The organism is Leucobacter chromiireducens, assembly GCF_003917135.1.
Lineage (GTDB): Bacteria > Actinomycetota > Actinomycetes > Actinomycetales > Microbacteriaceae > Leucobacter > Leucobacter chromiireducens_A.
Genome location: NZ_RPDI01000041.1, coordinates 7,325 through 18,012, shown reverse-complemented (window position 1 = coordinate 18,012; position 10,688 = coordinate 7,325). Strand labels below are relative to the sequence as shown.

Here is a 10,688-nt window from a genome sequence, read left to right as displayed (position 1 = left end):
CGAGCCGGCGCTCGTGCCGCCGGCGCCGAGCGCGGCGGTGGCAGCACGCGCACGACCGCGGGTGCGCATCGACGACGGTGGTCGCCCGGCCGCCGCCTTCGCCGGGGCGCTCGGGTGGGCGCTCGGCGGCCCCGGGCCGCAGCTGAGCCCCGCGTCCGACGAGCTCGTCGTCTACGTTGAGCGCTTCCTCGAACCGCTCGAGCGCGCGCAGCGCTGGCTCATCGCCGGCATCCCGCACCTGCTCGTACGCTTCACCGATACCAGAGTGCACGTCGGCCCGCTCGTGGTGCCGCCCGGCCAGCCGTGCCACACCTGCGCCACCCTCGCCGTGCGCGAGCGCGACGCGAGCGCCCCNGCACCTGCTCGTACGCTTCACCGATACCAGAGTGCACGTCGGCCCGCTCGTGGTGCCGCCCGGCCAGCCGTGCCACACCTGCGCCACCCTCGCCGTGCGCGAGCGCGACGCGAGCGCCCCCGTGCTCGCCGCGCAGCTCGTCGACGCAGCGCCCGCGAGCGAGTCCCCCACGCTTGCCGTCCTCGCCGCAACGCTCGCGGCCCAGCTCATCGACGCGTGGGGCCGCGGCGAGGCGCGCGTCCACCGATCGCGGGTCTCGGTCCCCGCGGCGCAGGGCCGGCAGGCTGGCCCGGTCGAGCAGCACGCGGTAGCGCCGCACCCCGAGTGCGCCTGCGGCGTGCTCGGTGGGGGCGCGGGCGCTGATGGGGGCACCGCGGTCGTGGCCCCGGCCACCGGCCCCCGCGCGGTCAGAGCAGACCGGCCTCTGCGATGAATCGCGACGGCTGGCGCTGCGCGCGCGCTCCCCCGGCCACGCCGGAGAGGCGGAGCGTGTCGCGCGCGCGGGTGAACGCCACGTACGCGAGTCGCCGCTCCTCGTCGATGCTCGCCTCGTCCACCGCGTGCACAATCGGGAACTGGCCCTCGCTCAGCCCGGCGACGTGCACGAGTGACCACTCCAGGCCCTTCGCGGCGTGCACCGCGCTGAGGGTCACGGCATCGAGCGTTGGCTCGTGCTGCGTGCGCTGACGCGCGAGCAGCTCCTCGGCGAACTCGACGATGCCCGTGCCAGGCGGCATCTCGTCGACGAGGGAGAGCAACGAGCTGAGCGCTTCCCACTTCTCGCGTTGCGCCGCGCCCTCCGGCGGCCGGGCCGACCAGCCGCCGGCGCGGAGCGCGTCGCTGACGATCTGGAAGAGCGGGCGGTCGTGCGCCACCTTCGCCTCGCCGCGGATGAGCATGACCGCCTGGCGCACGTCGGCGCGGTCGAAGAAGCGCTGCGCGCCGTGCACGCGCACGCTGATGCCGTGCCGCCGAATCGCTTCCTCGAAGCGGGCCGACTGCGCGTTCGTGCGGTACAGCACGGCGATCTCGGACGCCGGGGTCCCCGCCTGCACCGCTGCGGCGATCGAGCCGGCCACCGCCTGCGCTTCGTCGGTCTCCGAGGCGAACCACTCGAACGTCGGCGGGCTCGGCTGACTCGGCTGCGCCTGCTGCGCCGGTCGAGCCGCTGCCGGGGCCGCGCCGCCCTCGGCCGCGTTGCCCGCGTCGTCGCCCCGCCCACGCATCGCGCTCAGCGTCAACGCGCCGGGCTGATCCCGCATGAGGCGGTTCGCCATGCGCACGATCGGTTCGAGCGAGCGATAGTTGCGTTCGAGCCGCACCTGGCGCGCATTCGGGTGCTCGACGCCGAAGCGCAGCAGGTACGAGCTCGACGCGCCGGCGAACGAGTAGATCGTCTGGCTCGCGTCGCCGACCACGCAGACGTCGTCGCGGTCCCCGAGCCACACGCGCAGCAGCGCGTGCTGCAGCGGCGACACGTCCTGGTACTCATCGACGGTGAAGAACCGGAATCGCTCGCGCACCTGCAGCGCGACGCGCGGCTCGCTCTCCAGCATGCCGGTCAGCAGCACGAGCACGTCCTCGAAGTCGATCTGCCGCCGCTCCTCGAGCAGCGCCGCGTAGCCGCGCTGCAGATCGACGAGCTGCTCCGCGGTCACCCCGGTGGGGATCGGCCGCTCGGCGACGTGCTCGGCGTAGCGGTCGATGCTCAGCATCGTGGTCTTTCGCCACTCGATCTCCGCGGCGAGGTCGCGGAGCGCTTCGCCGCCCAGCCGCAGGTTCTGCGACTCGACGAGCTGCGACAGCGCGGCAACCTTGCCCGAGAGGATCTGGGGCGCGGCACCCCCGACCACGTCGGGCCAGAAGTGTCCGAGCTGCGCGAGCGCGGCGCCGTGGAAGGTCTGCGCGCGCACGCCGTCGGCTCCCAGCGCGCGGAGCCGACCCTGCAGTTCCCCCGCGGCCTTTCGCGTGAAGGTCACGGCGAGCACCCGATCCGGCGCGTACACCCCGCTCCGCACGCCGTACGCGATGCGGTGGGTGATCGCTCGAGTCTTGCCCGTCCCCGCACCGGCGAGCACGGAGATGGGGCCGCGCAGATGCTCGGCGATCTGGCGCTGCTCCGGGTCGAGCCCGTCGAGCACCGCCTCGGCGTCAGCGGCCACCGGTGGACCCCTCGCCAGCGTCGCCCTCGGCCGCCGACCCCTCGGCGACCCAGCGGTCGATCAGCCACCGCGCGATCGAGACCCGCTGCGGGAGGATGATCCCGGGCTCCGGCGCGCGCAGTTGCTCGCGGCTGAACCAGCGCAGCTCGGAGATCTCGGCTGGGTCGGGCTGCAGCGCCTCGGGGTCAGCGCCGGCCGCGAGCCGCGCGCGGAAGCCCAGCATCAGCGAGCGCGGGAACGGCCACGGCTGAGAGGCGACATACTCGATCTGCTCGACGCGCACCCCGGCCTCCTCGAACACCTCGCGGGCGACCGTCTGCTCGAGCGCCTCGCCCGCCTCCACGAAACCGGCCAGCAGGGAGAAGCGCCCGGATTCCCAGAGCGCGTTCGAGCCGAGCAGGATCCGGTCCTCGTGCTCGATCAGCACGATCACGGCCGGATCGGTGCGCGGAAAGTGCTCGCCGCCCTGCGCGTCGCGGCGCGCCCAGCCGCCGAGCACCACCTCCGTCGCGCCGCCGTCGCGCGGGGAGAACTCCGCCGCCTCGTGCCAGCGCAGGAGCGCCGAAGCGACCGCAACGAGTTCGCGCTCGGTGTCTTCCAGGCCCCCGCTCACGGCGAACGGGTGCACCCATCGCACGCCGTCTGCGCCGGTCGGCGCGGTGCCGGGGTCCGGATCGGCGAGCGGCTCGGCGCAGGCGAACACCGGCGCACCAGACATCCGACCGAGGTAGACGTGCCCGACCGTCTCACCGGTGAATCGCGGCTCCCCCGCAGTCGGCAGCAGCGCGAGCCGCGGCGCGGGCTCCGGCCCGCGCACGGGAATCTCGAGGCCACGCACGCGCAGCACGCGCGCGCCCGGCTCCTCCCACGCCGCGCGGAGCAGCTCGGGGGTGGCGCGCGTGTCGGCGTCGCGGTCGAGCGCCCCGCTCGCGAGCGGGGGGCGATCCTTGGCACTCATGAGAGCTCCTCCTGTGCTCCCCGGCGGGGCTGGTTGAACGCGGACGACACCCCGGCTGAGGTGGCAGTGTGCTGTGCGATGCGCGTGGCGCGGCCGCAGCCGCCCCTGGCCTGCATACCCTAATGGCATGGCCAGCATCCCATTCACTCTAGCCGCGCTCGCGACGTCCGCAGTGCCAGGTTTGACCGTGTTCGGAGTGCGCGAACACACGGATGATTCTCGCTACGCCGCGGCAGTCATTACCACGGCGGATGCCGAGCTGCTCGTTCGCGTGCCCCGCACGCAGGCGGCCGAGATTGAGCAGTCCGCTGAGGTGCTCGGGCTCGCCGCGCTCACGGCTGGCCCGCGCGGACGCCTCCCCTTCGCGGTCCCCGAAACACTCGGCATGACGCGGGCCGGCGACACGCGCGCGGTGGTCTCCACGTTCGTTGACGGGGAGCGTTTCGACGCCGAGGATCTCGCCGACGATGCGCTCCTCCTGCAACCCATCGCGGAGGCGCTCGCCGCGATCCATGAGCTGCCGCTCAGCGTCGCGCAGAACGGCGGTCTGCCGGTGCACACCGCGCAGGATCTGCGGCTCGTCGCCACGCGGCTGATCGACCGCGCCGAGGCGACGCGGCTGCTCCCCGAGACCGTGCTGCAGCGCTGGCAGCGCGCCGTCGAGGCGGCCGAGATCTGGGACTTCGCCCCGACCACGGTCCACGGCTCGCTCGACGCCGAGCAGCTGCGCCTCACGGACGGCGAGATCACCGGCGTGGTGGGCTGGGCGGAGCTCGCCGTCGGCGATCCTGCGCAGGACCTCTCGTGGCTGCTCGCGCCGGGAAGCGAGGTCTGCGATGGGGTCATCGCGCGCTACTCGACCCTGCGGAATGCTGGCTCAATCGCGCACCTGCGAGCGCGCGCCGCGCTCTATCACGAGCTGGAGGTCGCACGCTGGCTGCTGCACGGCACCGACGCGCACGATCAGGACGTGATCGACGACGCGGTGGCGATGCTAGATCGCATGGTCGGCGTTGGCGGCACGCTCGCCGCGGCGTTCGCGGCGACGCAGGCGCAGCATCCCCTCGGCGAGGCCGAGGTCACCGCGCTGCTCGCCGAGACGCCTGATGTGCACCCGCACCTCTCCGATACCGCTGCGGTGGAGGCGCTCGACGAGGATCGCATGTTCGGGCACGCGACGGAGTTCGTTGAGCCGCTCAGCGCGGCGGAGGTCGACGCGCAGCGGGCCGCGGTGCAGCGCGCGGCGGATCGCGCTGCCGCGGCCGATGAGCTCGCCGACGCGGGCGGGACTGCCGAGGTGGATCTCGACGAGCTCTTCCTGCCGCCGGTGTCCGAGGCGCTCGCGTCCGACGCCGGCGACACGGCGGATGACGCCGAGGATGCGGCGGCGGCCCCCGCTGGCGCGGACGCGGATCAGCTCACCGGCAATCTGACCGAGCAGCTCACCGAGCCGCTCGACCCGGAAGACCTGCCGCCGAGCCGCGACCGCTAGCTTCCCGCGGTGAGCGTCGCCGCGGCGGCGCTCCAGATTTCCTCGAGCTCGCGCAGGCTGCGCGTGCGCTCACTGCGCAGCTCGACGCCCTCGGCGACGTAGAAGAGCGACACGTCGATGCGGTCGGGGTCGATGCCTGCCCACTGCGCGTAGGCGTGCCGGTAGAGATCCAGCTGGAAGAAGCGGGACTCGCGCTCCGCGTCGGTGCGCGGCGAGCGCCCGGACTTCCAGTCGACGATCTCGATCCGGTCCCCCTGTCCGTCGCCGGCGGGGTCCGCGTGGCGGTACACTGCGTCGAGCTTGCAGACGAGGGTCCTGCCGGCGAAGGGCAGCGTGACCTCGATCTCGACGGCGACCGGTGCGAGCTCAGCCCAGCGCGAGCGCTCGAACTGCTCGATGAGGGGGCGCAGTTCGGCCGCGTCCCACGACTCGCTCACGTCGACGGCGTCCCCGCCAGGAGACACGTCGCCCGGCTCCGCGCCGTTCGGCGCACCATCGTTCGGGCCGAAGTCGAGCGTGCCGTCGAGGCCGGCGAGCGGGAGCGCGCTGCCGATCGCGGTGGTGGCGCGGCGCTCCACCCACTCGTGGAACCGGTTGCCCACCCGCGTGCGTCGGTATGGGCGCTGCGGGATCGGCCGGAGGCGGAGGCGCTCCGCGCGTTCCGGATCGTCGACGAACTCGTGGAAGGTGGACGCGGTGATGCGCTCGGGCAGCTCCGCAGCGCTGCGCGCCGGCGCGTCCGGGGCGGCCGCGGCGCGCTCGGCGAGCAGGAGCGCGATGGTGGGGTCGAGCGGTGTGGCCCCCGGCGCCGGCGCGCCCTCCGCTCCGGTCGCTCCAGCGGGATCCGCTGCCGCGTTCCGCACGAGCGCCTCGCGCAGCACATCGGCCGCGCGGCGAAGCGCGGGCCCGCGCGAGCCGAGCGGGTCGAGCGGCCACTGTTCGGTGAGCTCCGCGGCCTCGCTCGGGTCGGCCTCGTGCGCGCTCTCCTCCGGCAGTCCGGTGAGCAGCCCGGCCTCGGCGAGCTCGCGTAGGAACGGGGACGGCACGCGCTGCCGTGTCTGGCCACCCCAGAACGAGCCGCTGAGCAGCAACCTGTCAGCGGAGCGCGTGACCGCGACGTACGCGAGGCGGCGCTCCTCCTCGGCGTGGCGCTCCTGGAGCGCGGCGCGGTACTCGGCGATCCGGTCGCGCAGCTCCTGCTGGGTCGCAGCGATGCGCCAGTTCAGCTCGGGCCGCGCGGCGGCGTCGCCTCGCAGCTCGTCGGGCAGCTGCCCGGTGCGAAGCCACCCGGCGCCGCTGCGCGCCGAGCCGGGGAACTCCCCCGTCACCATGCGCGGCACGGCGACGAGATCCCACTCGAGCCCCTTCGAGCCGTGCGCGGTGATGAGGTGCACGGTGCCTGGCGCTGGCGCGGCGACGTGCTCCGCTGCCTCGTCGGCGAGGACGGCGCGCTCGATCCACTCGAGCACGGAGGCGAGCGTGCCGCGCGTGTCGACGGCGAGGTACTGCTCAACGAGATCGCTGAACAGGTCGAGATTCGCCTGCGCCGCCGAGGTGCCAGCGTGCTCGCGCGCCTCGTTGGCGTCGAGCTCGATGTCGAGGCGGAGCGCCTGGACGGTGGCGCCGAGCAGCTCCCCGATGTCGCCGCCGACGTACTGGCGGAGTGCGGCGAGCATGCGCCCGGCGTCGCGCAGCCGCGATTTCCCCTCCTCGCTGATGCCGCGGAGCGCGGCGTGGCCGAGGTCGCGCATGCCCGCGATCTGGTCGAGCGCGTCGAGGAGCGTGAACTGCCGGTCCGGATCGGGGAGCACGCGGTCGGCGGCGCGGTCCTCGTCGCTCAGGGGCTGCTGACTGAGGTCTCGCGCGGCGAACCAGCGCGCGGCGTCGCGCAGCCCGGCGAGGTCAGCGACGCCGATGCGGAAGCGGGGACCGCTGAGGATGCGAATGAGCTCGCCCCCGGCGTCGGCGTACCAGAGGCACCGCAGCACGCAGACCACGTCGGTGATCTCCGGGGTGGTGAGCAGGCCGCCGAGCCCGACGATCCGGTTGGGTACCCCGGCCTCGCTGAGCGCCGCGGAGAAGGCGGCCATGTGACTCCGCGTGCGGAAGATGACCGCAGCGCTCGGCAGTTCGCCGTGCTCGGCGAGGTGCGCGGCGCGCGCGTCGCGGATCCAAGCGGCGACGGCGACGCGCTCCTCGTGCACGGTCTCCGGGTAGCGCCACTCGACGCTTCCCGCGCCAGCGCCCGGCCGCGGGGCGAGGCGCGGCACATCGATCTCTGAGGCGGCGGCGAGCGGGGCGGCGATCGCGTTCGCGGCGTCGAGCACCACGCCAGGGTTTCGCCAGCTGGTGGAGAGTGTGAGCGTCGCCGGCGCGGCGCGCGGCGCGCGGCGCTCCCGGTCGGCGAAGTCAGCGTGGAAGGAGCGGAGCCCCTCGGCGGAGGCCCCGCGCCAGCCGTAGATGGACTGGTGCGGGTCGCCGACGGCCATGACGGAGGAGCCGCCGAACAGCATGGCGAGGAACCGGGTTTGCCCCACCGAGGTGTCCTGCACCTCGTCGAGCAGCACGACGCGGTGCCGTCGCCTGAGCGCGCCGATCGCGTCGCCTGAGCGCTCCAGCGCGCGCGTGGCGAGGGCGAGCTGATCGGGAAACTCGATCACGCCTCGCCGCTCCTTCTCCGCGGCGTACTCGCGCGCCAGTCGCGTGATCATAGGGGTTTCGGCGAGCGCCGCGACCGCGTCGCGCACAGGCGCGTACACCTTGCCGCTCGGCTCCTTCCCGATCTCCTTCTCCGAGTAGGGCAGGTGGAGCACGCGCCCGAACTCGGCGACCACCTGGTCGACCCGGTCGAGCGAGGACATGTTGTCGGCGACCGCGTGGTCGAGGGCGAGCAGGTGCCTGATGAGCTCAGGGGTGCGCAGCTCGCTCGTCGCGAGTGCCGGATCGCTGCTCGCGATCACCACCTCGCGCGCGATGCGCCAGGCGGTGGCCTCGTCGATCACCGCGGCGCCCGGCGCGACGCCTGCGGCGATACCGTACTCCTGCAGCACCCCGGCGGCGAACGCGTTGTACGTGCTGACCTCGGGGGTGTCGAGCCCATCGCCGAGGAGCACCTCGAGCCGCGCTGCCGCAGCGAGCTCCGGCTCGCTGAGCGCACCGCGCTCGCCGGCGTCGCGCAGCCGCTCGAGGAACACGGCGAGCCGGCCGCTGATGCGCTCGCGCAGCTCGCCGGCCGCCTTCCGCGTGAACGTGAGCCCGAGGACCGCGTCGGGCGCGACGAGCTCGTTGGCGACGAGCCACACGACGCGATTGGCCATGGTCTCGGTCTTGCCGCTGCCCGCACCGGCCACCACGAGCGTGCTCCCGCCGAGCGGGTGCTCGATGACCGCGCGCTGCTCCGGGGTGGGGGTGAGCGGGGGTGCCGGCGGCACCGCGAGCAGCTCCGCGATCCGCGCGGCGGAGAACACGATCGCTCTCGCCGCCGCGCCGGCCTCGTCTCGGTGCACGCTCATGCGTGGCTCACCGCGGGGATGATGTGGAGCCGGCAGGCCCCCGGCTGGTGCGGGTCGGAGCAGTGGTGCTCGATCCTGGCGGTGAACTCGCCGCCGGCCATCACCGCTGCGACGCTCTCGATTCTGCCCATCATCTCCTCGCTTGCCTCCGCGGTAATGGGCTCCTGCACCCGCTCGATGAAGTCGGACTTCCCGGTGGCGTCGGGGTGGACGTAGAGGAGCCTCGCCCCGCCGCTCGTCGCGGGTATGGCCGCCGCGTGCTCGGCCCCGCCGGCAGGCTCGCCCGCGGCGAGCGCCTCGAACGCGCCGAGGGTCACCCCAAGCTGGTACGCGCGCAGCTGCGCGTGCGTTTCCGCCTGTACTTTGCTCGGTGGCGTGCGCCCGGTCTTCAGGTCGAGGACGGTCACCTCGCTCTCCCCGCTGTCGAGCACGCGCCGCTCGAGCCGATCCGCGACCCCGCGCAGCATCGCCCGACCGATCGGCGCGGCGAAGAGCGCCTCACGCCCGACGAGCTCGCGCTCCGATGCCTCGAACTCGCGCAGATAGGCGGCGAGCCCTGCGGTCATCGCGCTCGCCAGGCGCTCGGCGCGCACCGACTCCCATTCCGCGTCGAAGTCGAGTTTGCGCCACTCGCTCATCACCGCGGCGAGCAACTCGTCGGCGTTGGCCGCCGTCGCGGTTTCGAGTGCGTGGTGCACGAGCGTCCCGAGGTTCGCCTGTACGCTGCCCGTCGTGCCGCCGAGGTGCGCGATCGCCCAGTCGAGCGGGCAGTTCTCCGCACGCTCGAGCTGCGATGGACTCACCGGCACCACCGCTTCCTGGTCGCCCGCGAGATCCACGAGCGGCGCGGCCGTGCTGGGCTGCAGGATGCCGTACCACTCGTCGGGGTGCGCGCCGGGCACGCCCGACTCCGCGAGCGCGGCGAGCGCGGTGCGCGCTGCGGCGTCCTCGGGGTCGCGCGTGAGCCGTCGCCGCATCTCGGCCGTCGCGCCACGCAGGGTGAGGCGCGAGCTCGGCAGCGCATCGTCGCGGTACTCGCGTCCCAGCCCGAAGAACGCGCTCGGGTGCTGATCCTCGTCGGCCACGGTGACGACGAGGAGCTCGTCGCGCGCACGCGCGCACGCGTGGACCAGCAACCGCAGCTCGTCGTGGATGGTGTCCTTCCTGGAGGGCGGCTGCGCGACTCCCCCGCGGAGCCACCGCTCAAGGGCGGCCGTGCCCAGCAGCGAGCCGCGTGCCCGCAGATTCGGCCAGGCACCATCCTGCAGCCCCACGATGGCGACGAGCGAGAACTCCCGGCCGATCGCGCCCTGCGGGGTGGTCACGGTGACCGCCGCGCGCTCGCTGCGCTGCGCGAGCGAGTCCTCGGGAACCGCGCTGAGCAGCAGTTCTTCAAGGAGCTCACCGATGGGCTGCTCGCTGTCCTGCTCCTCGTGCCGCTGCAGCGCGAAGAAAAGCCCGAGCACCGCGTCGAGCGAGCGGTGCGCCTCGTCGGCCCGCGCACCCCGCCCGTCGAGGGCCTCCGCCTGCCACGCCGCCGCGAGCTTCGCGCCGTCCCAGAGCGCCCAGAGCGTCTCGCGCGCGGTGCCCCCGGCCTCGCGCACGCGCGTGCCAGCGGCGGCGAGGGTCGCGAGCCGGCGCAGCGCTCGCCCGCCGGCCGAGTCGACCACGGGCTCGGCGCCGGGAAACGCGAACGCCTCGGCGACGAGGGCCTCGATTTCGCGGGGCGCTCGCTCCTCTGACCGCGCGTCCCGCCGCTCCTGGAGCAGCAGCGCGCCACGGAGCCGACGCAGGGCAACGGGGTCTACGCCGCCGAGCGTTCCCCCGACGAGCGGCAGCACCTCGGCGGGGGTGAGCGGGCGGAGGCCGAGCGCGTGCTGCAGGACGCGGATCAGCTCGCGCACGATCTCGTGTTCGCGCAGCACGATACCGCCGGCCGCGACACCGGTGGGCACCTGATGCGAGGCGAGCGCGCGCGCGACGCGCGTGGCCTCACCCCGACTGCGGCACAGCACCGCCATCTCGCCCCACGGCAGCGCGTCATGCCCGTCCAGGCCCAGCCGACGCGCGCGGAAGCGGTGCGCGATCGCCCCGAGCTGCTCAGCCGGCGAGCCGAGCGCGGCGAACTGCACGGGGCCGCCCCCGGCGCGGGCGTCAGCCGCCGATTCGCGCGCGGCCACCGCCCGCCGCTGCTCGCCAGCGCCGGCCG

The 10,688-nt window shown here is 74.2% G+C and carries 7 protein-coding genes; 2 read left to right on the top strand and 5 right to left on the bottom strand.

The features are described 5' to 3' along the window. A partial coding sequence (locus EGM46_RS14765) for a hypothetical protein (protein ID WP_164512910.1) occupies positions 1-310 on the bottom strand: 310 nt, incomplete at its 3' end. A 76-nt stretch (positions 311-386) separates the two neighbouring features. On the opposite strand from EGM46_RS14765, the gene EGM46_RS13500 reads away from it, so the two are divergent. Next, positions 387-788 carry a hypothetical protein gene (locus EGM46_RS13500; RefSeq protein ID WP_164512909.1) on the top strand — a complete coding sequence of 134 codons (402 nt, stop codon included), beginning with the start codon at positions 387-389 and terminating at the stop codon, positions 786-788. Here EGM46_RS13500 and EGM46_RS13495 read toward each other — a convergent pair. Beyond that, a complete protein-coding gene (locus tag EGM46_RS13495) occupies positions 763-2,517 on the bottom strand; it encodes an ATP-dependent helicase (protein ID WP_125100653.1) in 1,755 nt (584 codons plus the stop codon). The two genes, EGM46_RS13500 and EGM46_RS13495, sit on opposite strands and share 26 nt — an antisense overlap. Further along, entirely contained in the window at positions 2,507-3,475 is a 969-nt protein-coding gene (gene nudC / locus EGM46_RS13490) for an NAD(+) diphosphatase (RefSeq protein ID WP_125100652.1), read from the bottom strand. Before nudC ends, EGM46_RS13495 begins: the two co-directional genes overlap by 11 nt. Positions 3,476-3,602: 127 nt before the next feature. Between nudC and EGM46_RS13485 the strand changes: the two genes are divergently transcribed. Further along, entirely contained in the window at positions 3,603-4,967 is a 1,365-nt protein-coding gene (locus EGM46_RS13485) for a phosphotransferase (protein WP_125100651.1), read from the top strand. On the opposite strand, the gene EGM46_RS13480 is transcribed toward EGM46_RS13485, so the two are convergent. Beyond that, positions 4,964-8,479, bottom strand: coding sequence for an ATP-dependent DNA helicase (locus tag EGM46_RS13480; RefSeq protein ID WP_125100650.1), 3,516 nt, complete (start codon positions 8,477-8,479; stop codon positions 4,964-4,966). The two genes, EGM46_RS13485 and EGM46_RS13480, sit on opposite strands and share 4 nt — an antisense overlap. Further along, positions 8,476-10,688 (bottom strand): PD-(D/E)XK nuclease family protein (locus EGM46_RS13475; RefSeq protein ID WP_164512908.1); only part of this gene is annotated, 2,213 nt, incomplete at its 5' end. The genes EGM46_RS13475 and EGM46_RS13480, both read right to left, overlap by 4 nt.